Source organism: Halopiger aswanensis (assembly GCF_003610195.1).
GTDB lineage: Archaea > Halobacteriota > Halobacteria > Halobacteriales > Natrialbaceae > Halopiger > Halopiger aswanensis.
The window spans coordinates 1,002,867-1,029,206 of sequence record NZ_RAPO01000001.1 but is presented as its reverse complement, the minus strand read 5'-3'; the positions used below and the strand labels follow the sequence as shown (position 1 = coordinate 1,029,206).

At 65.6% G+C, this 26,340-nt stretch carries 22 protein-coding genes, 1 tRNA gene and 2 pseudogenes; 20 read left to right on the top strand and 5 right to left on the bottom strand.

The window, feature by feature from the left end; genetic code table 11:
- The first annotated feature begins 18 nt into the window (after positions 1-18).
- The 18 genes from ATJ93_RS05000 to ATJ93_RS04920 all read left to right on the top strand — a co-directional run bounded on the left by ATJ93_RS05000 (position 19) and on the right by ATJ93_RS04920 (position 18,618).
- Entirely contained in the window at positions 19-360 is a 342-nt protein-coding gene (locus tag ATJ93_RS05000) for a hypothetical protein (RefSeq protein ID WP_120243495.1), read from the top strand.
- Entirely contained in the window at positions 357-1,784 is a 1,428-nt protein-coding gene (gene leuC, locus ATJ93_RS04995) for a 3-isopropylmalate dehydratase large subunit (RefSeq protein WP_120243494.1), read from the top strand. The genes ATJ93_RS05000 and leuC overlap by 4 nt, the downstream gene beginning before the upstream one ends.
- Positions 1,781-2,416: a 3-isopropylmalate dehydratase small subunit gene (gene leuD, locus ATJ93_RS04990; protein WP_120243493.1), complete on the top strand. Its 636-nt coding sequence runs from the start codon at positions 1,781-1,783 to the stop codon at positions 2,414-2,416. The genes leuC and leuD overlap by 4 nt, the downstream gene beginning before the upstream one ends.
- A gap of 140 nt (positions 2,417-2,556) precedes the next feature.
- A complete protein-coding gene (locus ATJ93_RS04985) occupies positions 2,557-4,311 on the top strand; it encodes a vWA domain-containing protein (protein ID WP_120243492.1) in 1,755 nt (584 codons plus the stop codon).
- A gap of 69 nt (positions 4,312-4,380) precedes the next feature.
- On the top strand, positions 4,381-6,765 hold the full coding sequence (locus tag ATJ93_RS04980; RefSeq protein WP_120243491.1) for a S8 family serine peptidase: 2,385 nt from the start codon (positions 4,381-4,383) through the stop codon (positions 6,763-6,765).
- A gap of 65 nt (positions 6,766-6,830) precedes the next feature.
- Complete coding sequence (gene leuB, locus ATJ93_RS04975; protein WP_120243490.1) at positions 6,831-7,811, top strand: 3-isopropylmalate dehydrogenase; 981 nt, start codon at positions 6,831-6,833, stop codon at positions 7,809-7,811.
- A 279-nt stretch (positions 7,812-8,090) separates the two neighbouring features.
- Positions 8,091-9,380, top strand: a complete 1,290-nt coding sequence (locus ATJ93_RS04970) for an ABC transporter substrate-binding protein (protein WP_120243932.1) — start codon at positions 8,091-8,093, stop codon at positions 9,378-9,380.
- Positions 9,381-9,420: 40 nt separating this feature from the next.
- Positions 9,421-10,350, top strand: a complete 930-nt coding sequence (locus tag ATJ93_RS04965; RefSeq protein WP_120243489.1) for a carbohydrate ABC transporter permease — start codon at positions 9,421-9,423, stop codon at positions 10,348-10,350.
- Positions 10,347-11,267: a carbohydrate ABC transporter permease gene (locus ATJ93_RS04960; RefSeq protein ID WP_120243488.1), complete on the top strand. Its 921-nt coding sequence runs from the start codon at positions 10,347-10,349 to the stop codon at positions 11,265-11,267. The genes ATJ93_RS04965 and ATJ93_RS04960 overlap by 4 nt, the downstream gene beginning before the upstream one ends.
- A 48-nt stretch (positions 11,268-11,315) precedes the next feature.
- Positions 11,316-12,452: an ABC transporter ATP-binding protein gene (locus ATJ93_RS04955; RefSeq protein WP_120243487.1), complete on the top strand. Its 1,137-nt coding sequence runs from the start codon at positions 11,316-11,318 to the stop codon at positions 12,450-12,452.
- The gene (locus ATJ93_RS23510) at positions 12,449-12,619 is read left to right on the top strand and encodes a hypothetical protein (RefSeq protein WP_170155517.1); all 171 of its coding nucleotides are present in this window, start codon (positions 12,449-12,451) and stop codon (positions 12,617-12,619) included. Before ATJ93_RS04955 ends, ATJ93_RS23510 begins: the two co-directional genes overlap by 4 nt.
- Before the next feature lie 97 nt (positions 12,620-12,716).
- A complete protein-coding gene (glpR, locus tag ATJ93_RS04950) occupies positions 12,717-13,478 on the top strand; it encodes an HTH-type transcriptional regulator GlpR (protein WP_120243486.1) in 762 nt (253 codons plus the stop codon).
- Positions 13,475-14,383 (top strand): 1-phosphofructokinase, encoded by a 909-nt coding sequence (pfkB, locus tag ATJ93_RS04945; RefSeq protein ID WP_120243485.1) that lies wholly within the window; start codon positions 13,475-13,477, stop codon positions 14,381-14,383. The genes glpR and pfkB overlap by 4 nt, the downstream gene beginning before the upstream one ends.
- 59 nt (positions 14,384-14,442) lie before the next feature.
- A complete protein-coding gene (locus tag ATJ93_RS04940; protein ID WP_120243484.1) occupies positions 14,443-15,555 on the top strand; it encodes a PTS fructose transporter subunit IIC in 1,113 nt (370 codons plus the stop codon).
- Between the two features lie 25 nt (positions 15,556-15,580).
- A complete protein-coding gene (locus ATJ93_RS04935) occupies positions 15,581-16,042 on the top strand; it encodes a PTS sugar transporter subunit IIA (protein ID WP_120243483.1) in 462 nt (153 codons plus the stop codon).
- Positions 16,042-16,422 (top strand): HPr family phosphocarrier protein, encoded by a 381-nt coding sequence (locus tag ATJ93_RS04930; RefSeq protein WP_120243482.1) that lies wholly within the window; start codon positions 16,042-16,044, stop codon positions 16,420-16,422. Before ATJ93_RS04935 ends, ATJ93_RS04930 begins: the two co-directional genes overlap by 1 nt.
- A gap of 4 nt (positions 16,423-16,426) precedes the next feature.
- Entirely contained in the window at positions 16,427-18,187 is a 1,761-nt protein-coding gene (gene ptsP, locus ATJ93_RS04925; RefSeq protein WP_120243481.1) for a phosphoenolpyruvate--protein phosphotransferase, read from the top strand.
- Positions 18,184-18,618 carry a PTS fructose transporter subunit IIB gene (locus ATJ93_RS04920; protein ID WP_120243480.1) on the top strand — a complete coding sequence of 145 codons (435 nt, stop codon included), beginning with the start codon at positions 18,184-18,186 and terminating at the stop codon, positions 18,616-18,618. The genes ptsP and ATJ93_RS04920 overlap by 4 nt, the downstream gene beginning before the upstream one ends.
- Before the next feature lie 43 nt (positions 18,619-18,661).
- On the opposite strand, the pseudogene ATJ93_RS24510 reads toward ATJ93_RS04920, so the two are convergent.
- The 3 genes and pseudogenes from ATJ93_RS24510 to ATJ93_RS04905 all read right to left on the bottom strand — a co-directional run bounded on the left by ATJ93_RS24510 (position 18,662) and on the right by ATJ93_RS04905 (position 22,177).
- Positions 18,662-20,773: pseudogene (locus ATJ93_RS24510) on the bottom strand (beta-glucosidase).
- Positions 20,774-20,903: 130 nt separating this feature from the next.
- Positions 20,904-21,692 carry a diphthine synthase gene (gene dph5 / locus ATJ93_RS04910; protein ID WP_120243479.1) on the bottom strand — a complete coding sequence of 263 codons (789 nt, stop codon included), beginning with the start codon at positions 21,690-21,692 and terminating at the stop codon, positions 20,904-20,906.
- A 65-nt stretch (positions 21,693-21,757) separates the two neighbouring features.
- Entirely contained in the window at positions 21,758-22,177 is a 420-nt protein-coding gene (locus tag ATJ93_RS04905; RefSeq protein WP_120243478.1) for a Rieske (2Fe-2S) protein, read from the bottom strand.
- Between the two features lie 107 nt (positions 22,178-22,284).
- Between ATJ93_RS04905 and ATJ93_RS04900 the strand changes: the two genes are divergently transcribed.
- Together ATJ93_RS04900 and ATJ93_RS04895 are read left to right on the top strand one after the other, a co-directional pair.
- Positions 22,285-23,334, top strand: a complete 1,050-nt coding sequence (locus tag ATJ93_RS04900; protein WP_120243477.1) for a class I SAM-dependent methyltransferase — start codon at positions 22,285-22,287, stop codon at positions 23,332-23,334.
- Between the two features lie 88 nt (positions 23,335-23,422).
- Positions 23,423-23,496: transfer RNA gene (locus ATJ93_RS04895), tRNA-Thr, on the top strand.
- A 287-nt stretch (positions 23,497-23,783) separates the two neighbouring features.
- On the opposite strand, the gene ATJ93_RS04890 is transcribed toward ATJ93_RS04895, so the two are convergent.
- Positions 23,784-26,138, bottom strand: a complete 2,355-nt coding sequence (locus tag ATJ93_RS04890) for a BGTF surface domain-containing protein (protein WP_170155487.1) — start codon at positions 26,136-26,138, stop codon at positions 23,784-23,786.
- Between the two features lie 63 nt (positions 26,139-26,201).
- Positions 26,202-26,300: pseudogene (locus ATJ93_RS24505) on the bottom strand (surface glycoprotein); the annotation flags it as partial.
- Positions 26,301-26,340: the final 40 nt, after the last annotated feature.

The window sequence follows — 26,340 nt, the reverse complement described above, 5'->3', positions numbered from 1 at the left end:
ATTCGGTGCAATGACACAATGAGCGACAACGCAAACGACGCGCGAACGATGGCCGACGTCAGCCACACCAACCCCTACACGGGGGAGACGACCGGCCGCCTGTTCAGCCGCGGCCCGACGGTCGCGGCGGACGGCGGTGAGCGAACCGATGGTTCGCGATCCTCGTCGGAGCGTCGCTCCGACGGTGGCCGGCCGGCTGACGCCGAGGCCGACGAGACCGACGACGGAACAGCCGAGCGAAAACGAGACACCACCATGGCGGACGTGGATCACACGCCGCCCCACGACGCCGAGGACGCGAACCGCGTCTTCGAGCGCGGGCAACGAAACCCGGTAGACCCGGTAGAGGACGAGGAATGAGCGAAGGCACGCTGTACGACAAGGTTTGGGATCGACACAAAGTCACGACGCTGCCGACCGGACAGGACCAGCTGTTCATCGGCCTCCACCTCATCCACGAGGTGACGAGCCCGCAGGCGTTCGGGATGCTCCGCGAGCGCGACCTCGAGGTCGCCTACCCCGAACTGACCCACGCGACGGTCGACCACATCGTCCCGACGGCCGATCAGTCCCGCCCCTACGAGGAGGACGCGGCCGAGGAGATGATGGCCGAACTCGAGGAGAACGTCCGCGAGGCGGGCATCGAGTTCTCGGACCCGACGACGGGCGATCAGGGGATCGTCCACGTCATCGGACCGGAGCAGGGCCTGACCCAGCCCGGCAAGACGATCGTCTGCGGCGACTCCCACACCTCCACCCACGGCGCCTTCGGCGCGCTCGCGTTCGGTATCGGCACGAGCCAGATCCGGGACGTGCTCGCGACGGGCACCGTCGCCATGGAGAAGCAGAAGGTCCGTAAGATCCAGGTCGACGGCGAACTCGGCGAGGGCGTCGAGGCCAAGGACATCATCCTCGAGATCATCCGCCGACTCGGCACCGAGGGCGGCGTCGGCTACGTCTACGAGTACGCCGGCGAGGCCATCGAGTCGCTGGGCATGGAGGGTCGGATGTCGATCTGTAACATGTCCATCGAGGGCGGCGCCCGCGCGGGCTACGTCAACCCCGACGAGACCACCTACGAGTGGCTCGAGGAGACGGACTACTTCCAAGAGAACCCCGAGCGCTTCGAGGAACTCAAACCGTACTGGGAGTCCATCCGCTCCGACGCGGACGCCGAGTACGACGACATCGTTCGCATCGACGCGAACGAACTCGAGCCGGTCGTCACCTGGGGCACCACGCCCGGCCAGGGCATCGGCATCACGGACCCGATCCCGGCACCGGAGGAGCTGCCCGAGGACAAGCAGGACACCGCCCGACGCGCCCAGGAGCACATGCGCGTCGAGCCCGGCGACACGATGGAGGGCTACGACATCGACGTCGCCTTCCTCGGTTCCTGTACGAACGCTCGCCTGCCGGACCTGCGACGTGCGGCCCGTATCGTCAAGGGTCGTGAGGTCCACGACGACGTCCGCGCGATGGTCGTCCCCGGCAGCCAGCGCGTCCAGCAGGCCGCCGAGGAAGAAGGCCTGAAAGACATCTTCGAGGAGGCCGGCTTCGAGTGGCGCAACGCCGGCTGCTCGATGTGTCTCGGCATGAACGAGGACCAACTCGAGGGCGACGAGGCCTGCGCCTCCTCCTCGAACCGGAACTTCATCGGCCGCCAGGGCAGCAAGGACGGGCGCACCGTCCTGATGAACCCGCGGATGGTCGCCGCGGCGGCGATCCAGGGTGAAGTGACCGACGTTCGCGAACTGCCGGAAGCGGAGGTGACCGCACAATGAGCGACGACGTCGAGATTCCCGAGGTCGACTACGTTTCCGGGTCGGGCCTCCCGATCCGCGGGAACGACATCGACACGGACCAGATCATCCCCGCGCGGTTCATGAAGGTCGTCACCTTCGACGGGCTGGGCGAGTTCGCGTTCTTCGACGTCCGGTTCGACGACGACGACAACCCCAAGGACCATCCGATGAACGAGGACCGCTACCAGGACTCCTCGGTGATGGTCGTCAACAGCAACTTCGGCTGCGGCTCCTCGCGTGAGCACGCGCCCCAGGCCCTGATGCGCTGGGGTATCGACGCGATCATCGGCGAGAGCTTCGCCGAAATTTTCGCGGGTAACTGTCTGGCCCTCGGGATTCCGACCGTCACGGCCGACAGCGAGACGATCCAGGACCTGCAGGACTGGGTCGACGAGCACCCCGACGAAGAGATCGAGATCGACGTCGAAGCCGAGGAAGTCACCTACGGCGGGCAGACCATCGACGTCACGGTCGACGAGGCCCAGCGCAAGGCCCTCGTCGAGGGCGTCTGGGACACGACGGCGCTGATGAAGTCCAACGCCGGCGAAGTTCGGAAGAAGGCCGAGGAACTGCCGTACGTCGAGGACGCGGCGATTCCCGAAGCCGAGTAGCGCCGCGCCGGCCGCCGTTCGATCCTTCGCTCCTTCGTTCTCTCGAGTTTCCGAATCGTCGTCTCGAAGCCGACGCGCTAGCTACAATCGTCGTTTCAGTTTGCCGAACCGATTATGACCGTCGACGCGTAGCGTCGGCTATGCCCTCCGATCGACGACAGTTTCTGACGCTGTGTACCGCTGCCGCCGCCTCGAGCGCCGCGCTCGCGGGCTGTTCGCTGCCGACATCGACGCCGTCGACGGCGACCGACGGGGAGCGGGTCGACGACTGGCAGTACTCGCCGGATCGCGAGGACGACGACGGTCTCTGGAGTTTCGGCGGGAGCGACGACGCGGCGGGCGGCAACGGCGCCGAGATGGCGACGAGCGCCGACGAGAGCATCGGCCTCGCCGCCGGCGGCGCCGCCGACGTCGGGACGTTCAGGCGCAACGTCGCCGACGGCTACCTGCCGCTCCCCGAAAGCATGGCCACCGAGGGGCTGTTCCACGAGTACTACTTCGACACCGGCGGCGACGGTACCTGCGAGTCGCTGTTCTGCCCGACCTACACGCCGGCCGTGACGCCGGACCCGCTCTCGGGCGACCCCGAGCGGTACCTGTCGGTCGGCCTCGAGTCGGGGCTCGCCCAGTCCGAGTTCGACCGGCCGGCGCTGAACCTCGTGATCGTGCTGGACATCTCGGGGTCGATGAGCGCCAGCTTCGACGACTACTACTACGATCAGTTCGGCAACAGGCAGGAAGCCGAGGGTGACACGAGCCGGCCGAAGATGGACGTTGCGAAGGAAGCGCTGGCCGCGATGACGAAGCAGCTCCGTCCCGACGACCGACTCGGCGTCGTACTGTTCAACAGCGAGGCGCACCTCGCGAAGCCGCTTCGGGCGGTCGAACAAACAGATATGGACGCGATCCGCGAGCACATGCGCGAGGACGTCGAAGCCCGCGGCGGGACGAACGTCTCGGCCGGACTCGAGTTGAGCGAGGAGTTGCTGTCCGAGTACGACGACGCCGACCGCGGGGCGTACGAGAACCGCTCGATCCTGATCACGGACGCCCAGATCAACGTCGGCGAGACCGACGCCGACGAACTCCACGCGAGCCTCGAGGCGAACGCCGACCGGGGCCACCACACGACGGTGGTCGGCGTCGGCGTAGACTTCAACGCGGAGCTGATCGACCGGTTGACGGCCGTCCGCGGCGCGAACTACTACAGCGTCTACTCCGCCGACGAGTTCGAGCGCCGAATGACCGACGAGTTCGAGTACATGGTGACGCCGCTGGTCTACGATCTCTCGCTGGAACTCGCAGCCGACGGGTATGAGATCGTGCGGGTGTACGGCTCGACGGCCGCCGATGAGGCAACTGGTGAACTCATGCGCGTGAACACGCTGTTCCCGTCGCCTCGAACCGACGGTGAGGCGAAAGGCGGCGTCGTCCTCGTGCGGGTCGAACGGACGGATACAGCGTCCTCCGATGGCACCGACGCGCCTCTGACGCTCGAGGCGAGCTGGGAGACGCGGTCGGGCGAGCGCCGATCGACGACCGAGACCGTCGCGTTCCCGTCCGGTGACGACGAGCGCTACGGCAGCACCGCCGTCCGCAAGGCGATCCTGCTTGCCCGCTACGCCGAACTGCTGCGAAACTGGACGGTCCACGAGCGCGAGGCCGACCTCGTCGCAGTCGACGGCGCCGACGACGGCATCGCCCCGGCTCCCGACCCCGAAGCCGATCGGCTCGGCGAGTGGGAGTTGCAGTCGGACCCGCTCGTGGTGTCACCGCCGTACGACGAGCGACTCGAGCGCTTCCGCGACCACCTCCGTTCGGAACGCGAGGCGATCGGCGACGAGACCCTCGATCGGGAGCGGGACCTGCTCGACGAGATTCTCGCGAGCGGTTGATCAGCGGCCTAAAAGCGAGCGCCGAGTCAACAGGTACGTTTAACCGCGCCGACTGTCTTCGCTCGAGCAATGTCCGCCTCGCCGATCGGTTCTCGGGTGCGGTCCGCCGGAGTGGCGGCGCTGGTTGCGTGCGTGCTTTGCGTGCTGTTCGTCGCGGCCGTTCCCGGCGCGTGGGCGGCGACGCCCGCCACGTCAGCGGTGGGCGATGCGACGTCCGCTCCCGCGGAACCGACTCCCATCGACGAGACGATCGAGGAGGCCGACGGAACCGTCACGGTGCTGGTCCGATTCGAACCGTTCGACGACGAGGCGGTCTCGAGTGTCGACGAGGGTGGTGCCAAGATCGAGGTCGAGCGCGAACGGGAGGACGATATGGTCGCCGCTCGCCGGGGCCACGCCGAGCGGACGCAGCAATCCCTCGAGCGGTACGCGAGCGCGACCGAGGGCGTCACGCTCGAGCGGTCCTTCTGGATCACGAACGCCGCACTCGTAACGGTCGATACTGATCGCGCGTCGCTGACGGTCCTCGCGCGGCTGGAGAACGTGACGCGGATCGAGCCGAACAGCGTCGTCTCGAGTTCCGCGCCAGCCATCCCAGCGAAATCAAGCACGAACGAGCCAACAACGCACGCCGAATTGGCGACCGCTGGAACGTCCTCGAGCGCGGTGTACACCGAGGGCCTCGAGAAGATCCGCGCCCCCGAGGCCTGGGACGCGTTCCGCACGAGAGGCGAGGGTGTCAGAGTCGCCGTACTCGACTCGGGCGTCGACGGCGACCACCCGGACATCGAGGTCGCGGAGTGGAAGGACTTCGACGACGACCCGTCGGCCGAGCCGATCGACTACGACGGCCACGGAACGCAGGTGTCGGGCATCGTCGCCGGCGGCAACGCGAGCGGAACCCACATCGGCGTCGCGCCCGACGTAACGCTGCTCCACGGCGCCGTCATGACCGACTGCGAGAACCGGAAGCGCTGCGGCGGGCGCTCCTCGACGATTCTGGCCGGAATGGAGTGGGCGATCGAGGAAGACGCCGACGTTATCAGTCTGAGTCTGGGGTGGGACGGCCACAGCAGCGCGTCCGTCGACGCGATCGAAAACGCCCGCGAGGCCGGCACCGTGGTCGTCGGCGCGGTCGGCAACGGCGGTGAGGGGACGTCGCTGTCGCCGGGGAACGCCTACGACGTGATCAGCGTCGGGGCGATCGATCAGTCGGACGACGTGCCCTCCTTTTCCGGGGGCGAGGAGATCGACACCGCCGACGAGTGGCGCGGGGATGCGCCGGCCCGCTGGCCCGACTCGTACGTCGTCCCCGACGTCGTCGCACCCGGTGTAAGCGTCAAGAGCGCGACGCCGGGCGGCGGCTACCGGACGAACCTCGGCACCAGCCTGACGGCGCCCCACGTCGCCGGTACGGCCGCGCTCATGCAGTCCGCAACCGCAGCGGACCTCTCGCCCGACGAAATCAAGCGTGCACTCGAGGAGACGGCCTGGAAACCGGACGGCGAGGACGTTTCCGCGGCGAAAGATACCCGCTACGGGAGCGGGATCATCGACGCCTACGCGGCGGTCGACGCCGTCGGCCAGTACGCGACCCTTGAGGGGACGGTGACCGACGCCGAAACCGGCAACCCGATCGCCAACGCGACCGTCGAGGTCATCGGCGAGGGCGAACCGTACGAGACGACCACCGACGCGGAGGGTCGCTACGAGGTTCCCGGATTGGCCGGCGACCGGGAATACGCCGTCGTCGTCGAGCGCGACGGGTACGAGTCGGTAACTGAGACGCGAACCGTCGCCAGCGACGAGACGTCGACCCTCGACGTCGAACTCGCCGGCAGCGGGACGCTCGAGGTGGACGTGACCGACGCCCGCTTCGGCGACGGAATCGACGGGGCGACGGTCGAGGCCGCCGGGCCAGCGGGAACGTACACGGGAACGCACGTCGGCGACGGGACCTACCGCCTCGAGAACGTGCCGATGCGGGGCGAGTATGAGCTACAGGTCGGCGCCGAAGGATACGTCGACGCTGATCGAACGGTTTCGTTCGCAGCCGATGCCGACCGACTCGAGGAATCGGTGACGCTCGACGGAGACGCCGCGCTCACCATTACGGTCCAAACGGAAGATGGTGAGCCGATCGGAAACGCGACGGTGAGGATCGAACGGGACAGCGGTACCGCGTTCGGCGCAAACGGGACGACGAAGGAAGACGGAACGCTCGAGGTCGTCGTTCCCGGCACTGGCGAGTCGTACGCCGTCGAAGCCGCCGCATCGGAGTTCGAGTCGAACAGCGTCGAGACGGGACCGGTCGAGAGCGGCGAGACAGCGAGCGTGACGGTGGCGCTCCCGGCTCCGGTGCCGGTCCCGGTGACCGGAACGATCGCCGCGCTGTTCGCGCTGTGTGCCGTCCTCGGCGGCGTCTACGCGTGGCGGCGCGCTCGCGGGTCGTAAGTCCGGTCCGTGACCAGTTCGGGTGTATCGATACCCTCTTTTCCCCCGCCCCGAGACGTTGTGGCATGACTCACGAAATCGCCGTCATCCCCGGCGACGGAATCGGTCAGGAAGTCACGCCCGCGGCCGTCGAGGTCCTCGAGGCGCTCGAGCTCGACTTCGAGTTCGTCGAGGCCGACGCCGGCGACGCGGTCGAGGAGGAAACCGGAGAGGCGCTGCCCCAGGAGACCTACGATCTCGCGGCCTCGGCGGACGCGACGCTGTTCGGTGCGGCCGGCGAGACCGCGGCCGACGTGATCCTGCCGCTGCGCGACGCGGTCGACTCCTTCGTCAACATCCGACCGGCGAAGGCCTACCCCGGCGTCGACGCCGTCCGGCCCGAGACCGATCTGGTCTTCCTCCGCGAGAACACCGAGGGCGTCTACTCGGGGATCGAGGATCGACTCACGCAGGACGTCTCGACGCTGACCCGCGTCGTTACCGAGTCGGCCTCCGAGGATCTCGCGGAGTTCGCCTGCGAGTACGTCGAGGACAACGGCTACGACGGCTTTACAATCTCCCACAAGGCCAACGTCATGCGCGAGACGGACGGCCTCTTTCGCGACACGATCAAGCGCGTGGCCGACGAGAACGGCGTCGAAACCGACGAGGTGCTGATGGACGCCTTCGCCACGCGGGTCTGTCTCGATCCCGAACAGTTCGACGTCGTCGTCTGTCCCAACCTTGCGGGCGACGTACTCTCGGACCTCGCCGCCGGCCTCGTCGGCGGCCTCGGTCTCCTCCCGAGCGCGAACGTCGGCCCCGAGCGCGCGCTGTTCGAACCCGTCCACGGTACCGCGCCGGACATCGCCGGCGAGGGCGTCGCGAACCCGGCCGCGACGATCATCTCCGCCGCCATGCTGCTCGAGTACCTCGGCTACGACGAGGAAGGGCAGGCGGTCCACGAGGCCGTCGAGGCGACGCTCGAGGACGGGCCGCGCACGCCGGATCTGGGCGGCGACGCCTCCACTGAGGACGTAACGAACGCGATTATCGAGCGACTGTAACGGACCTGTTCGTTTCTGACTGCGAGTGTTCGTTCGTGTCGGGCGAGCGTTTTCGTCGGTAGTTGATCTCATCGAACCTGACTCGACAGGCCACGCCCACATCGGGGCAAATAGCGCTCTTTTGGTGGTATTCTCCCGTCTCGAGATTCGGTAGTGACGCAGATGTTTGATCGTATTGTCACTTCCGGAGGGGCGATTCCAAATAATTCCACTCATCTACAGTAGTGTATAAACGAAATTACGCAACTTTTATTATTAATCACTCTGATGTGGGACAGTATGCCACGCAAACGGCAGTCACGGCGGACGGTTCTCAAAACGAGTGGCGCACTCAGCGCCGCCAGCATCGTGGGACTCGCTGGCTGTACGGGCAACTCGGACGGGGGCAACGGCAGTGGTAACGGGAACGGCGACGGCGAGATGGCCGACGAAATCACGTTCTACAACGCGGGGAGCCTCGAGTTCGACCAGGGGACCGAGGCCAACATCGAACGCTTCGAGGAGGAAACCGGCATCACCGTCAACGTCAACGAAGTTCCCTGGGCGAACCTGAAGACCAGCCTGACGACGATCTTCAACAGTCAGGAGCCGAAGGTCGACGCGTTCAACGGTCCGACCTGGTGGCTCGCCGACTTCGTCAACGCCGGCTGGCTCGAGCCGCTCGAGCTCTCGGACGACCACATGAGCAAGTTCCCGGACAGTCTCGTCGACCTCGTCAGCTTCGACGGCGATCCGTACATGGCTCCCGAGTTCGGGAAGTGGGGCACGTACCTCTACGACACGGAGGTCGTCGAGACGCCGCCGGACACGTGGGACGAGGTGCTGGAGATGGGGCCCGAACTGAGCGACGGCAGTCGGTCCGGCTTCGGCCTCACGTGGGCCGATAAGTCCGTGTTCACGTTCAAGCAGCTGCTCTACCAGGCCGGCGGCTCGCTGTTCAACGAGAACAACGAGCCGGTGTTCGCGGGCGACGAAGGCCAGCAGGTCATGGAGTTCGTCACGCAGCTCCGCGACGAGGAAATCATCCCCGACGGCATCTCGAGCATGGGCGAGGGCGCCGTCGGCGACGCCTTCATCGCCGGCGAGTTCGCTACCGTCGAATCGTGGACGCCGCTCGGCTCGCGCGCGATCGACGAGTGGGGCGAAGAGCGCGTCGGCAGTGCACGGCCGCCGGCAGGCCCGAGCGGTCGTGCGACCTTCCAGGACACGAACGGAATCAGCATCTCCGCGTTCTCCGAGAAGAAGGCCGCAGCCCAGCGGTTCGCCGAGTTCATGACGACGCGAGAGTCCTGTAAGAACAACATGCTCGTCGAGGGGAACCCCTGCGTCGTCCCCGACGTCTACGAGGACGACGAGATCCAGGAGGAGTACCCCTCGTGGCTCCTCGAGGACATGAAGTACAACCTCGAGCACGCGATGAGCGAGACCTACATCCAGCAGCCGCAGGTCGACGACTACATCGACGAACAGATCACGCCGGCGCTGCTCGGCGAGAAGGATCCGCAGACGGCGCTGGAAGACGCACAGGAGAACGTTACGCGCCTCTATCAGGACATCGGGCTCCTGTAAGTGGACCCACAGCTACCGACTATCCCGTTACATATCATATATGGAGACGTCAGAAAAGTCGCTACGTCGAGCGCTTGACCGGCTGTTCGTTCCGCTGACGGTCGGACCGACGCTGATCTGGATCGCGGCCATCATCGTCTATCCGACCGCTCGGCTCCTCTGGTCGAGCCTGTTCTGGGAGAACCCGCTCACGCGGGAGACCGAGTTCGTGGGGCTCCGGAATTTCAAGCGCATTCTGCTCGATCCCGGCGGCACGCTGGAGGTGTTTAATGCGAGCTTCATCGCGTTCACGAAGAACACGCTCATCTACGTCGGGTGTAGCGTCACCCTTTCGTTCCTGCTCGGACTCGGGATCGCGATCCTGTTGAACAAGGATCTCAAGGGTCGAGGGTGGTTCCGGACCGCCGTCATCGTCCCGTGGATCCTCCCGTACGTGATGAGCGGACTCATGTGGCGCTGGATGTTCGAGGCGAAAAACGGCGCGATAAACGGGCTGCTGACCCAGACGGGCCTGCTTTCGGAGAAGATTGCGTTCCTTTCGGACGGAACGCTGGCGATGATGGCACTGATCATCGCCGACATCTGGGTGTTCACGCCGTTTATCGTGATCATCCTGCTCGCGGGCCTGCAAAACGTCCCGGAGCAGCTGTACGACGCCGCCGAAGTCGACGGCGCGAGTCGCTGGTCACGCTTCTGGAACGTGACGTACCCGTTCCTGAAGCCGTCGATTCTGGTCGCGCTGACGATCCGCATCATCTTCGATATCAGGGCGCTGGACCTGGTGTGGGTGATGACCCAAGGCGGTCCCGGGAAGTCCACTGAGGTGTGGGCCTCCTGGCTCTACCGCACGTCCATGGAGTTCCAGCGAACCGGGGAAGGAGCCGCGCTGGGCGTCATCATGCTCGCGGTCACGTTCGCCATCGTCGCGATCCTGTACACGATCTTCGGAGGGACACCGTACGACTCATGAGCACGAAAGATTCACCCGTCAATCGATTCGCCGACCGCCTCGGCCTCAACGCGGACGACGCGTGGCCGAGCGTCGTCAGGGAACGACTGGTCGCGTACGGACTCTTGCTCCTGTACGTGATCGTCATCTGGTTCCCGATATACTACATCTTCATCACGAGCCTGAAGACCCAGGGCGAGGTCCTCTCGCTCCCGATCACGTTCGTCCCGCACGATCCGACGGTCCAGAACTACGTCGACATCTTCCGGAATCGGCCGTTCGAGGCGTACACGATCAACAGCCTGATCGTCGCGTCGACGACGACGCTGATCTGCGTCACGCTGGGGACGATGACCGGGTACACGTTCTCCCGGTACAACTTCCTGGGGAACAAGGCGCTGTTGCTCTCGATCGTGGCGGCGCGGATGATTCCGCCGATCGCGCTGATCGTGCCGTTCTTCCAGATCATGTCGAGTCCGCCGCTGATCGGCGGGTTGACCGGCAACCTCACCGACACGCGAGTGGCGCTGATCCTGACGTACACGTTCTTCAACCTGCCGTTCGCGGTCTGGATCATGAAAAACTACTTCGACGGGGTGCCGGAATCACTCGACGAGCAGGCGCAAGTCGACGGTTGTTCCACCTGGGAGGCGTTCGTGAAGGTCGTCCTCCCGGTCGCCAAGCCCGGTATCGCGGCGACGGCGATCCTCGCGTTCATCTTCTCGTGGAACGAGTTCATCTTCGCGCTGGTGCTCACCCGGAGCGAAGCGTCCCAGACGCTACCGATCGCCGTCTCGCTGTTCGTCGCCGACGACTTCATCGACTGGTCACACCTCGCCGCTGGCGGCATGATCGCCGCACTGCCCGGCATTCTGTTCGGGCTGTTCTTCCAGCGGTACATCGTGAGCGGTCTCACGCAGGGGGCGGTGAAAGAATGAGTTCGAAATCAATGCAACGACGACACACTATCTACGGCGGTGGTATCGATGGCTAAAGTACGACTCGACGACCTCGTCAAGCGGTTCGACGACATCGTCGCCGTCGACGGCGTCTCGCTCGAGATTCCCGACGAGAGCTTCACCGTGTTGGTCGGCCCGTCGGGCTGTGGCAAAACGACGACGCTGCGGCTGATCGCCGGCCTCGAGCGCGCCAGCGACGGGACGATCAAGATCGGCGATGAGGTCGTCAACGATCAGCGCGCCTACGAGCGCGACATCGCCATGGTCTTCCAGAACTACGCGCTCTACCCGCACAAAACCGTTCGCGGGAACATGCGCTTCGGACTGGAACAGCAGGGCGCCGACGAGGAGACGATCCAGGAGCGCGTCGAAGACGCCGCGAATCTCCTCCAGATCGACGAACTGCTGGATCGGAAGCCGGCCGAACTCTCGGGCGGCCAGCAACAGCGGGTCGCGCTCGGTCGCGCCATCGTCCGGAACCCGGACGTCTTCCTGATGGACGAACCGCTGTCGAATCTGGACGCGAAACTGCGCGTGCAGATGCGCGCCGAGTTGAACAAACTCCACGACAAGCTCTCGACGACGACGGTCTACGTCACCCACGATCAGGTCGAGGCGATGACGCTCGGCGATCAGATCGCCGTCATGAACGACGGGAAGGTCCAGCAGGTCGGCCCGCCGACGTTCGTCTACTCCAACCCGCGAAACATGTTCGTCGCGGACTTCCTGGGCTCGCCGAGCATGAACTTCCTCGAGGGGACGGTTCACCGGACCGACGACGGCTACGCGATCGATCTCGGCGCGTTCGAACACGAGGTCCCGGACGAGTTCGAGTGGGCGCTCGAGGGGGCGGTCGGCGACGATGTCGTCCTCGGCGTCCGACCGGAGGACGTGACGCTGCGTCCGGACGGGCTCCCGGCGACGGTCAACGTCGTCGAGCCGCAGGGCGAAAAGACGGTCCTCGAGCTCGGCCTGGGTAACGAGACGACGATGAAGGCGTCGGTCGAGCCCGGCGGGCCGATCCAGGTCGACGACCGCGTCAGCGTCGAGTTCGATCGCCGCTCGCTGCACTACTTCGACGCGGCCTCCGGAGAGTCGCTGACGTTCGAGCGAGCCGAAAACGAAGCGACCGCCGAATCCGCCGAAGAGGAGCAAGTCGCGTGACGACGATCGACACCGACTCCATCGCGGAGCTCGTTCCGTTAGTGATCGGTGTTGCGCTCGTCGGCATCGCGGTGTACAACTACCTTCGGGGAACCTACGGCGCCGCGTTCGTCACCGGTATCGGGGCGATGGTCACGCTGGCGCTCGCGATGCTCTCCGCGCGATAGCGCCAGTCGTCGGCAGCAATGAACGTAATCGATCACAAACAAATAAGGTCACGGGCCGAACAATAATCGAGCAACGAATATCTCTCCCCGCCGAGTTATGCTACCCAAACAACGGAAACGCGAAATCGTCGACGTCGTCTCTGAAGAGAACGGACAGACCGTCACCGAGCTTGCGGACGCACTCGGCGTCTCCGAGGCGACGATCCGGCGCGACCTCCAGGACCTCGAGGACGAGGGGCTGATCGAACGCTCGCACGGCGGCGCGATTCCCGCCTCGAGCGTCGCCGAGGAACGGACGTACAGCCAGAAACAGGTCCAAAACCTCGAGGCGAAGCAAGCGATCGGAAACCGCGCCGCCGAGGAGATTCGACGGGGACAGGTGGTCTTCTTCGATTCCGGGACGACGACGATGGAAGTCGCCAAGGCGGCGCCCGATACCGAGTTTATCGCCGCGACGAACTCGCCGCTGATCGCCATGGAACTCGGCGAGCGCGGCGACGTCAAACTCACCGGCGGCACGCTTCGCGAGCAGACGTGGGCGCTCGTGGGGCCGACCGGCGAGGAGTTCCTCGAGCGGACGAACTTCGACGTCGTCTTCCTCGGGACGAACGCCATCCACCCGGAGGCCGGGCTGACGACGCCGAACGAGGACGAAGCGCGGATGAAGTCGTTGATGGTGGAGAAGTCCCAGCGGGTCGTGCTCGTTTCCGACGGCTCGAAACTCGACCAGCGGAGTTTCGTCAACTTCGCCGACCTCGAGGACGTCGACGTGTTCGTCACCGAGGCGACGCTGACGGACGAGCAGCGCGAGCCGTTCGAGGCCGCCGGCGTCGACGTCGTCGACGGGGTGGGAGAGTGATCCTCACCGTCACGCTGAATCCGGCGGTCGATCACACGATCACCGTCGAGGGGGACCTCGAGCCCGACGTGGTCAAACGCGCGAGCATGTCCCAGTACGACCCCGGCGGAAAGGGGATCAACGTCTCGAAGTACCTCTCCGGGCTCGGCGTCGACTCGACCGCGACCGGGCTGATGGGCGGGTTCCTCGGCTCGTACATCGAGGATCAACTCTCCCGTCAGAAGATTCCGAACGACTTCGTCGAGATGGGGGGCTGTACGAGGCTCAACACGACGATCCTCACCGACGACGAGGAGTACAAGGTCAACCAGTCGGGCCACAACGTCAAGAAGGAGACCGTCCGCGAGGTCGTCAACAAGGTTCGCGAACACGATCCGGAAATGGTCGTCATCGCCGGCAGCCTCCCGCCGAACCTGGGGCCGGCGACGATCGACCGTATCGCTCGCGCCGGGTCGTGGCGAACCGTCGTCGACGTTCAAGGCGACCTGTTGAAGGGACTCCAGAGCGACTACTTCCTCTGTAAGCCCAACCGCCGCGAACTCGGGACCGCGACCGGGATGCCGGTTCACACCGACGAGGAGTGCGTGGAAGCGGCGGAAGCGCTCCGCGAGGAGGGGTTCGAACACGTCGTCGCGTCGCTGGGGGACGACGGCGCCCTGCTGGCCTCGCCCGACGGCGTGTACCGGGCTGACGCTCGAGACGTCGAGGTCGTCGACACCGTCGGGGCGGGCGACGCCCTGCTCGCGGGTATCTTATCGACGTTCGCGCGCGGCCAGTCCGGAACCGCCGCGCTCCGCATGGGCATCACGGTCGCCGCCGAGGTCGTGTCGGTGCCGGGCACGACCGTCCCGGAGATGTCCGGTCTCCGCTCGGATTCGACCGACGTCCCGCTGTTTACGAGGTGATCGGTTCGGCGACCCCGATCTCGATCTCGATCCCGCTCCCGATTCCGATATCCGTGCCCATGACCGTCACGTCCACACTCTCCGCCCACCTCGAATCCGTCCGCCGCGATCTCATGACCGGCGTGAGCTTCATGATCCCGTTCGTCACCGTCGGCGGCGTCTTCCTCGCGGTCGCTCGTCTCGTCGGCGAGGCGGGGGCGCTCGAGCAGCCCGGCACGCTCGCGTGGTTTCTCGCGGCGATCGGCCGAGCGAGCCTCGAGTTCGCCGTTCCCGTTTTCGGCGCGTACGTCGCCTACGCGATCGCCGACCGACCGGGTCTCGCGCCGGGGTTCGTCCTCACTGCGCTCGTCCAGCGGGGAGCGATCGTCGAGCAAGCGGGACTGATCGTAGGCCTCGAGACGGGACAGACGGGAGCCGGCTACCTCGGCGCGCTCGGCGTCGGACTCCTCGCGGGGGTGACCGTCGCCTGGGCCGGTAATCGCGACGTGCCGAACGCCGTCGAACCGCTCGTGCCCGTCTTCCTCGTTCCGGTCCTCGTCACCGGGTCGCTAGCACCCGTCGCGCTCTTCGTTCTCGCGCCGCCCTCTGCGATCGCGCTCGAGTGGCTGACCGCGGTCGTCCGCGACGCGGTCGGCCTCGAGGCGCTCGCGTTCGGCGCCGTGCTGGGCGGGATGGTCGCGATCGACAGCGGCGGCCCCGTCAATAAGATCGCGTACGTTTTCGCCGTGGCCCTGCTCCCCGACCAGATCTACGCGCCGATGGCCGCGGTGATGATCGCGGGGATGGTGCCGCCGCTCGGCCTCGCGCTGTCGAACGCCGTCGCCCCGCAGAAGTACCCCGACGAGCGGTACGCACAGGCGAAGGCCGCGGTGCCGATGGGACTGTCCTTCGTCACCGAAGGCGCCATCCCCTACGTCACCGCCGATCCCGAGCGGGTGCTGCCCGGCGTCGTCGTCGGGAGCGCGGCCGCCGCCGGGCTCGCGATGTGGCTCGGGGTGACGATGCCCGCGCCCCACGGCGGTATCCTCGTCGTAATTCTCAGTAACAGCCCGGCGCTGTTCCTGGTCTGTCTCGCGCTCGGGACGGCCCTTACGGCCACAACCGTAACGATGCTCAAACCGGACTACGTCGATACCGACGACGCAGTCGCGACCGCACAGAAGAACGACTAAACGTCATTAACGATATACCACATCCATGGACGACGAGATCGACGCCGTACTCGCGCCGGAGCTGATCACGCTCCGGGAGCCCCCGACCGACAAGGGCGGGTGTATCGAGTACCTCCTCGATCGCGCCGTCGACGCGGGCCGCGTGACGGACCGCGACGAAGCCCTCGAGGCGATCCGCTCTCACGAGGCGGAAATGGGCGCCGGGGTGGGAAAGGGGATCGGACTCTTCCACGCGAAGACCGACGCCGTCGACCGACCGACGATCGCCTTCGCTCGCTCGAGCGAGGGGGTCGCCGTCGAGACGAGCGACGGGGAGCCGGCGACGCTGCTGTTTCTGTTGCTCGCGCCGACGGAAGCGACCGACGAGCACCTCGCGATACTCAGTTCGCTGTCCCGCGCGCTCATGCACGCGGAGGTGCGAACGGCGTTGCACGAGGCGGAGTCGGCGGCCGCCGCCCGACGGACGCTCGCGGAGGCGATCGGGTGATGGACGGCGAACGCGTCGGCGAACGAGCGCGAGCGCGAACGCGAACCGTCACCGTTGCAGCAGATGAAGGTCTCCACGCCCGCCCGGCCGCGGACATCGTCGACACCGTCGCGCAGTTCGACGCCGAAGTCCGGATCGAGCCCGTCGATGACGCCGACAACGACGACGGCGACCGCGACGACGACCCAGTCGCGGCGACGAGCGTCCTCGCGGTCACGAGCCTCGGCGTCGCGAGCGGCGATGACGTTCGACTCACTGCGGCGGGCGACGACGCGGCGGCGGCACTCGACGCGCTCGAGGAACTGCTCGCGACGCAGAGAGCAGCGACAGAGGGGAAGCGGGAGACGGACTCGGACTCGCCGTCGGAATCCACGACCTGATATCATGACCGAAAACGAGCCGCCGAGCCGGCGAATCGAGGGGATCGGGATTACTGCGCTCGAAAACGTCGGCACCGCAGCGTGGTACGACCCCGGAACCGACGCCCGACTCGAGGCCGAAGCGCCGGCGGCCGCCGCGACCGACCCGGCGGCCGAGCGCAACCGGTTCGACGAGGCACGGGAGCGCGCTCGGGAGGAACTCGAGCGCGAACGCGAGCGAGCGGCCGAACGCGTCGGCGAGGAGGAAGCGGCGGTGTTCGACGTCCACGAGCGACTCCTCGACGATCCGCAGCTCGTCGACAACATCGAGGCGGCGATCGCGGACGGGTGCTCGGCGGAACGGGCGGTCCAGCGGTCGTTCGCCGACCCGATCGAACGGTTTGCGAACATGGAGGGGCGGACGGGCGAGCGCGCCGACGACCTGCGCGACGTTCGAGATCGGCTCCTCCGGCTGCTGACCGGCCGCGAGCGGCTCGACCTGACGGGCGTGCCAGAAGGAACCGTCCTCCTCGCGGAGCGGCTGACGCCGAGCGACGCGGCGCGGCTCGACCCCGAGCGCGTCGCGGGCTTTGCAACCGTGGACGGCGGCCGAACCTCGCACGCGGCGATCTTCGCCCGCTCGCTGGGGATTCCCGCCGTCGTCGGCGCCGGCGACGCGCTCGAGGCGATCGACGACGAGCGGACCGTCCTCGTCGACGGTGACGACGGCGCCGTGATCGTCGATCCCGACGACGGGCGACGCGATCGAGCGACGGACGGGCGAAACCCCGAGGTTCGCGAGGCGACCGTTTCGACGGCGGACGGGAAGCCGATCGGGGTCGCCGCCAACGTCTGTACGCCCGCCGGTCTCGAGGACGCCGTCCGGCAGGGGGCCGACGGGATCGGGCTGTTCAGAACCGAGTTTCTCTTTCTCGACCGCGAAAGGCCCCCGAGCGAGGACGAACAGTACGAGGTCTACCGGGAGGCGCTCGAGGCGTTTCCCGACGGGCGAGTCGTCGTCCGGACGCTCGACGTCGGCGGCGACAAGTCGCTCCCGTACGCCGACGCCCGCGAGTCGGCCAATCCCTTCCTCGGAGCGCGCGGTATCCGCCGCTCGCTCGGACCCGACGCCGACCTCTTCGAGACGCAGCTTCGGGCCCTGCTCCGGGCGGCGGCCGCCGAGTCCGGCACGCTGTCCGCGATGTTCCCGATGGTTGCCACCGTTTCGGAACTCGAGGCGGCCCTGACAGCGGTCGAGTCCGTCGCGACCGACCTCGAGACAGCGGGTATCGCCCACGAACTCCCCGAACTCGGCGTTATGATCGAGACGCCGAGCGCGGCGCTCTCCGCAGCCGATCTCGCGGAGCGGGTCGACTTCCTCAGCATCGGGACGAACGACCTCACCCAGTACGTGATGGCGGCCGCTCGAGAGCACGATCGAGTCGCCGATCTCCACGATCCCTGCGAACCCGCCGTTCTCCGGGCGATCGAGCGGACGGTCGAGGCGGGACACGACGCCGGCGTCCGGGTCGGGATGTGCGGCGAAATGGCGGGCGACCCCGACCTGACGGCGTTACTGGTCGGACTCGGACTCGACGAACTGAGCATGAGCGCGGTCACGATCCCCGAGGTGAAGGCGAATATACCCAGGATCGACGCGACGGAGGCTGCATCGCTGGCGGATCGGGCGACGAGCGCGACCACGGTCGAGGGGGTTCGCAGCCGACTGGCGGCGGACGACGCCGGTGCTGGCGGCGAGCGCAACGGGGGCGAAGCGAATCGATGAAATTCGTCGCAGTCACCTCCTGTCCGACGGGGATCGCACACAGCCAGATGGCGGCCGAGAATCTGGAACGGGTCGCGGCGGCGAACGGCCACGAGATCATCGTCGAAGTCCGAGGTGCCATGGGGCGGGAAAACGAACTCTCGAGCGACGATATCGCGACGGCGGACGCGGTCATCGTCGCCGCAGAGACGGCCGTCGGCCGCGACCGGTTCGAGGGGACACCCGTCGTCGAGGCGCCCGTCAAAGCGGCCGTCACCGATGCGGACGGCCTCCTCGAGCAGGCTGCCGAAGCAGCGTATCGTGAGGGTGCGGACACTGATCCAGAGACTTCGCTGGACGGTGACCACCGAGAACCAGTAGCCGACTCCGCGAATTCGCGCGACGGTCAATCGAGCGGACTGGTCGCGCGGCTTAAGCGCTTCTTCTCTTGACTGCGGCCCCGAGACCAGTTCCGACGGCGATGCCCCGACCGCGCTACACGTCCACCTCGAGCGTCGCCTCCAGATCTCGCGACGAGCGGCCAACGGCGATCGCATTCGCGCCGTTCGGGACCGTCCAGCCGTCCGATCCGTTCTCGCTTGCGTCGTAGTACGCGAAGTCCTCCGTCTCGAGCGAGACGGTCACCGTGGTCGATTCCCCGGCCTCGAGGGTGACTGATTCGAAGCCGACGAGTTCGCGCTCGGGCGTCGGGACGGGTGCAGCCGCCTTCTCGGCGTAGACCTGCATGACTTCCTTGCCAGCACGGTCGCTCACGTTGCTGATGTCGACGGTGACCTCGAAGCCGTCGCCGGTCTCGGTAACAGCAGCATTGTCGTACTCAAAAGCGGCGTACGAGAGCCCGTGGCCGAACGGGAACAGCGGTTCGCGGTCGTGTTCGTCGAAGTAGCGGTAGCCGACGAAGACGCCCTCGTCGTACCGTGCGACATCGTCAGTGCCCGGGAACGCCGTCTCCTCGGCCGTGGGGTAGTCGTCGGCCGACCGCCCGAACGTCACCGGAAGCCGGCCGCCGGGATCCGCGTCGCCGAATAGGATATCGGCGAGCGCTTCGCCGTCGCCCTGGCCGGGGTACCACGTCTCGAGGACGGCGTCGACGGCCTCGAGCCACGGCATCGCGACGGGGCCGCTGGTCCGGAGGACGACGACGGTTCGCTCGGCGGCGTCGGCGACGGCCGAGATCAGGTCGTTCTGGTCGCCGGGGAGGTCGAGGGAGTCCCGGTCTGTGAACTCCGTCGCGTCGTCCTGTGCGACGACGACTGCGCAGTCGGCGGCTTCGGCGGCCGCGACCGCATCGTCGACGCTCGCGTCGTCGGCGTCCGTCGGATCATCGCCGCCGTCGAAGAACGACGATTCCGCGATCGGTTCCGCGCCGCGCTCGAACGTCACCTCGACCGCGCGATCCTCGAGTCCCTTGAGGGGGCTCGTTTCCGTGACCGGCGTTACTTCCGACGAGCCGCCGCCACCGAGCTTTGCGGCGTCGGCGTTCGGACCGATGAGGGCGATCGACTCGTCGTCCGCCAGGGGGAGCGCGCCGTCGTTTTGCAGCACGACCGTTCCCTCGATCGCGATCTCTCGAGCCAGTCGGCGGTGTTCGTTCGTGTCCAGTTCGCCCTCAGGCGCACCGTCGTCGAACCGGCCGATCGACTCGAGGAGCCCGAGGAGTCACGAGACCTTTTCGTCGAGGACCGATTCGTCGACGTCGCCGGTCTCGACCGCTTCGCGAAGCGGGTCGCCGAAGTAGGCGGGGACGTCCGGCAGCGGCGGCAGCGCGCCGTCATCGGTGCCGTCTCCGCCGTCAGGTGCGTCCATTTCCTCGGGATCGGCCGGGAGGAACTCCTCGAGTTCGACGCCGGGCATCTCGAGGTCGAGACCCGCCCGTGCCGCGTCGACGGTGCTACGGGTGCCCCACCAGTCGGAGACGACGACGCCGTCGAATCCCCACTCGTCTTTCAGGACGTCCGAGATGAGATACTCGTGATCGCTCATGTGGGTACCGTTGACTCGGTTGTACGCCGTCATCACGGACCGGACGTCGGCCTCCTCGACGGCCGCCCGGAATGCGGGCAAGTAGATTTCGCGCAGCGCCCGTTCGCTCACGTCGGCGCTGACCTCGTAGCGGTTCGTCTCCTGGTTGTTCGCGACGTGGTGTTTGACCGTCGCCGCGACGTCCGCCGACTGGATGCCCTCGATTGTCCCGACGCCGATCCGAGAGGTAAGGTGCGGGTCCTCGCTGTAGTATTCGAAATTCCGCCCGCCGTGGGGCACTCGGATGATGTTGACGCCCGGTCCGAGCAGAACGTCCTGCTCGCGGGCCGCCGTCTCTCGACCGAGCGCGGCGCCGAACTCGCGTGCCAATTCCGGGTTCCACGACGATGCGAGAGCGATCGATGCGGGGAACGCAGTCGCTTGCGCTCCCAGTGCCCGCACGCCGAGCGGGCCGTCGACCATCCGCAGCGGCGGGACGCCGACCCGATCGATGCCGGGGACGTACCCGGTCGCCTTGCCGTCCGGATCGGGCGCGCCGTGGACGAGATCGATCTTCTCCCCGAGCGAGAGGTCGTCGACGAGGTCCGTGCCGTTTGCTCCCATGATCCTCTACGGTCTATCTGTCACTGTCGGACCATAACGTCGATCGAAGCAGAAACAGTCGCCGCCTTTCCGAAACGCGCCTGCGCTCGCCACACCGCGTAGCCGGCCGACCGCAGGAAGATGCCGTGCCTCAGACGATATCCAGTTGCTCTCGGTCCGCACCGGCGAGTTCGACCAGCGCGTCGGCCTCGAGCAGGTGGCAGTCGCCGGGAATCACGAGGAGGTGGAGCGGATCACCGAACTCGCGGTCGGCGAGGTCGGTCATCGTGCCAGCTTCGACGAGCGGGTCCGGGCTGCCGGCGCGGGCGACGACGACGCCGACGAGGTCGGGGTACTCCTCGGCGAGCAGTTCGGCGCCCCTATCGGCGGTCATGTACTCGTCCTCCTCGGCGCGTTCGTGCCCGACCTTGATGTCGAGGTAGACGACCGTGTGCAGTCCGTCCTCGCGGTTCTCGTCGATCGTCTCCGTGACGCTCGCCGGGAGACCGTCCGCGCCGTGGGCGTAGGGAAACGGCAGCGTCGTCGCCTTGCCGAACCGGTAGTTCTGTAGCCCCGTCAACGAACTGGTCGCCGTCTGGGCGGTGACGCCGTGGATCACGCGCGTCTCGATCCCGCGGTCGTGGGCGCGCAAGCGGAGGTCGACGTGGGTCGTCGAGATCATCGTGTCGCCGGCGGTCAGAAAGGCCACGTCCTCGTCCTCGGCGGCCGCGAGGATGTCGTCCGGTTCCTGCTCGACGCCGGCGCGATCTCGAACCTCGATCTCGACGTCGTGGTAGGACTCGAGGTCGTCGATCGTCGTCCCGATGAGTTTGCTGGTGTAGAATTCAGCGTAGGCGCGGTCGGCGTTTCGGAGCGCTTCCTGGCCCTCGACGGTGATCGAGCGTTCGTCGTAGAGGCCGAGGCCGATGAAGGTGAGCATGGCCGCTCGTAGTGCGACCGGGCGGAATACGCTTTCGAGACGACCGCAGTCCGATCGAGACTCGGTTAGAAGCCGATATGGGACGTCGACGCCGGTCCGTCGTCACCGTCGTCCTCGTTTTCGTCGATACCGCCCTCGCCGACGAACGAGAGTTCATCGTCAGTGAGGATGACGCGGCCGTCGTCGCGGACCGTGATCTCGACCGTCGGGAGCGTCGTATCGGCCGCCTCGCCATTGTCGCAGTAGCCCGAGCAGGTGTCGAACATCGACCCGTGGCGCGGGCAGATGAGCTGCCCGTTACGGATCGGTGCGCCCCGTCCCGTGTCGAATCGCTGGGCTTCGTGCGTACAGCGGTTGATCCATCCTTCGACGCCAGCTTCGCAGGGGACGAGCAGCGCCTCCTCGAGTTCGCCGTACTGATCTCGGACCGTAAATAGCCACGACCCCTCCTCGTGGACCGTTTCGACGGTCGTGAGCTGCTTCATAGGCCGGCTACGATCGGCTCCCTGATAACCGTTAATCGTTCTCGATGTCGACGCGCGGCCGTCCGGGAAAACGTCACCGTTACGGCCGCCCATCGGCGAGTACCGGTATGAACGTGCCCTGCGTCCGCGTTCCCCGCGAGGAGGGCGAGGCGACGCGCAGCGACCTCGCGGACGCGGACCTGATCGACGACGACTACGAGATCGCGGTCGAGGACGGCAACCTCTACATTCCGGTCACAGACGCCGAGGCGGTCCCCGACGACCTCGAGGTCGTGCGGCGAACTGCCGACGAACGCGAAACACAGACGAGGCCAGCCGATCTGCTCGGCTTCGATCCTTCGTACGAACGACTCGGGAAAGCAGTCCTGCTCGACGAGGACGATCCGGACCGCGCCCGGGAGATCGCCGATGCCGTCCTCGGGTCCGACCTCCCGGTCGAGACGGTGCTGAACAAGGCCTCGAAGGTCAAAGGCGAGACGCGCGTCCGCGACTGGGAGCTGCTCGCCGGGGAGGATACCGAGGTCATCCACCGGGAGTACGGCTGCGAGTTCGCGCTAGATCTCGCGGAGGTGTACTTCTCGCCGCGGCTCGCAACTGAGCGCCACCGCGTCGCCGAGCAGGTAGCAGCCGACGAGCGGGCGTTCGACATGTTCGCCGGCGTCGGCCCGTTCGTCGTTCCGTTCGCGAAACGCGGCGCGGAGTGCGTCGGCGTCGATATCAACCCGGACGCGATCGCGTACCTCCGAGAGAACGCCTGCCGAAACGGTGTCGAGGACCGCGTGACTGCGATCTGTACGGACGTTCGAACGGTCGTTCCGTCTCGAGTCGATGCGAGCGAAGGCGAAGCAGTCACCGAGCGCGATACCAAAGGCGCCCCTGACTACGAGAACTGGGCCGACCGCATCGTCATGAACCTTCCGCACAGCGCCGACGAGTTCCTCGAGACGGCCGTCGCGATCGCCGGCGATGACTGCGTCCTCCACTACTACGACATCCAGCACGAGGACGACCCCTTCGGACCGGGCGAGCGCGCGATCCGCGACGCCGCCGAACCCGAATACGACGTTTCCGTCGAGACCCGACACACCGTTCGCTCGTACGCCCCCCACGAACTGAACGTCTGTCTCGACGTGCGACTCGAGCGCTCGTCGGCGTAGGCGCCGGACCACGCAACACGGTCACACGACCGGATCGATTCGCAATCCTTATGCCTGCTATCGCTCGTACGAATACATGCAACGGAGCGCCGGTGTAGCTCAGACTGGCAGAGCGAATCCTTCGTAAGGATTAGGTCGAGGGTTCAAATCCCTCCACCGGCTTCAATCCTTCAGTTCAACGCTTCTGTCTGCAGGTATTTGCGACTCTCGAAGTACGGAAGAGGCCAGTAATCCGAGCTCGCGGTTCAAAGCACATTTACCGCTCTCCTTCTGCGACGAACATCACACGTGATCACGTGAAGAGCAGAGTAGGCTGTGATGGACCTGGATCTAATCGAGTAGAGTCATTCTCGAGAAATTAGCACAGAAGTGCCGTCGCTACCGGGTATAGTATCCAGAATAAAATCAGAATACGGAAGAGCCGGACGAAGTCCGGTAGTTAGGTCGCGTTAGTCCTGACGGCGCAGGGCCAGCATGGCGGCTGCGAGCAGGGCGATCGCGGCAACAGCAACGCCGAAGCCGGGTGTGCTGTCATCGTCGTCATCGGAGCCACTGTCGTCAGAGCCGCTGTCGTCAGAGCCGCTGTCGTCAGAGCCGCTGTCGTCAGAGCCGCTGTCGTCAGAGCCGCTGTCGTCGGAGCCACTGTCGTCAGTCGGCTCTTCTTCGACGACACTCAGCGTGCCACTGGCGGAGTCGTCACCAGCAGTGACGCCCCAGCTGATATCACCAGCTTCCGAGGTGTCGAAGGAGTAGCTCTGGGTCCACTCCTCGTCAGGCTCGAGCGTGACGTTCTGACTGTCGACGGGTTCGTCAGCGATGTCAACGCCGATCTCGACTTCGTCAGCTGCGCCACCGTTGTTGGCGACGGTCACGTCGAGCGTGGCGTCGTCACCGACGGTGACTTCCGACGGTGCGCTGGTGTCGAGCTGGATCAGCGGTTCCGCAGCGTCGACGAGCGTCGACTCGATTTCGTCTTCGAGGTTGCTGTCGTACTCGTCGTCGAACTTGTTCCGATCGGCGTGGGTCGCCGTGAGGTCGAACGTGATGCCAGCGTCGTACTCGCTAAAGTCGTACGTGGCGGTGAACGTGCCGTCCTCGGCGACGATCGCATCTTCGGAGTCCGTGAAGTTACCTCCGGAGCGAGCCTTCGTGCTGATCTCGCTACCGGGGGCGACGTTCGTGTCGCCGGTCACTTCAGCGTCTTCCGAATTGGGAACTTCTTCAGCGTTGTCGTTCCACTCGAGTTCGGGTTTTTCGAGGGTGAACTCGTCTTCAATCTCGATCTCTTCGTCCTCATCGGACACGTACGGACTGTCCTCACTGACCGAGTAGGTCAGGTCGTAGGATGCGTCAGCCTCGAGTTCCTCGTCAGCGTCATCGTATTCGATGACCAGTGGGAGATCACCGTCGTATTCCTCAGTGTCAGTGTGTGCGGGACTGACGTTGATCAGGTTGTAGTCTTCTTCGTCTGCCTGATCGGGGTTGGTCGTCCAGACCTCGGCATCAACGTTCGGGCCAGGATCCTGTTCTTCGATAGTGATGTTAATGCTCTGGTTTCCGAGGTCCTCACCGACAGATTCCTCTGCTTTCCAGGAGTCAACCAGTCCGGACTGGTCGAAGCTGTCGACCGACAGCAGGAGGTGGTCGCCGTCGGCGACGACGTCGGAGTCAGTGATCGTGGACTCGTTGAAGTCCTTGTAGTCGAACACGTCGTCCCCTGCGGGCGCAACCTGCGTAGTGACGTCACCAACAGGTGACGGTTCGCTCACGTCGAAGAACGCCGTGTCAGTCACGTCGTTGTCGTTGATGTAGTAGTTATCGTCGTAAGTGGTCGACGTATTCAGGTCCGTGCCGGCCTGCATCTCGTAATCGTACGCACCGAGGGGCTCGAACTCGTCGAGCGCCGAGGCGTTCACGGCTTGATTATCCAGTTCGATATCGTGGTCGTCGTGCTTGGGGTGGAGCGACCACGCATCTTCAGCATCGGTCGCTCTCGGTGCGTTGGTGTTGAACTGCAGGGTGACCTCGTTGAGATCGTCTTCGTTGATCTCGAACTCAGTTGCGGCCTGGAAGTTGTAGTTTTCCAGCTCACCGATCTGGACTGCACCACTGTCGACGTACTGCGTGCTGACAGTGATGTCGATAATTTCACCCTGCTCGCCGGTGGCGTCTCCCTCGAATTCGACTTCCGCGTCGTCTTGGATAACTTCGACCGTCGCGTTATCCGCAGCGAGCGAGTCCGTCGTCTCGAAATCGAACTCGTATTCGCCAGCGTCGATATCGCTGAAGTCTGCACTGAACTCAATGTCGTTGTCGTCGTAAGTAGTGACGTCCGTGACGTTGAGGGTCACGCGGTCCTCGTCACTGTCGGTATTTTCAACCGAAACGTCGCTGTTGTCGTTCGAACTGAAGACATCCTCGAGATCGTCTGCATCAAGACTGTCAGCCGTAACGTTCACCCACTGGTTCGCTCGGTCAGACGTGAGCGAGACGGTTGCGTTACCCTCCTGGGTAACTGTGGAGCTGGTGAACTCGGTTTCGAGGTCTTCCGATTCAAGCCAGAAGACAACCCCATTCCACTTCGAGTCCGTGGTTCCGCCGGTAAGGTTGAGGTTGTACGGATTGCCTGCCTCGAGCTCGGAACTATCGAAGGTCACCGTGTTATCGCTGGTGTCGACACGGTTTTCGAGGACGACATCGTCATCCTCGTCATAGGTCGACCCTTGGCGAATCTGCAGCGAGGTGTACTCCTCTTCAAGTTCGAGGGTTACCTCTTGGCCAATCCAGACGTCCTTGTTTTCCAAGTCGCTCCTCTCGTTGTATGTCGGTCCTGCGTCGCCGATATCCTGTGTCTTAACGGCAGCGCCTGCGCCTGCGAAGGCAGCAGACATTGCGACGACAGAGAGGACCATCATCGCTGCCAGGAACACTGCACGTCCCTTTTCGCGATATGAATTTCCGCTCATGTGTTGTGTTATAGTTGTGTTATCTGCGGTTTGGTTGGTT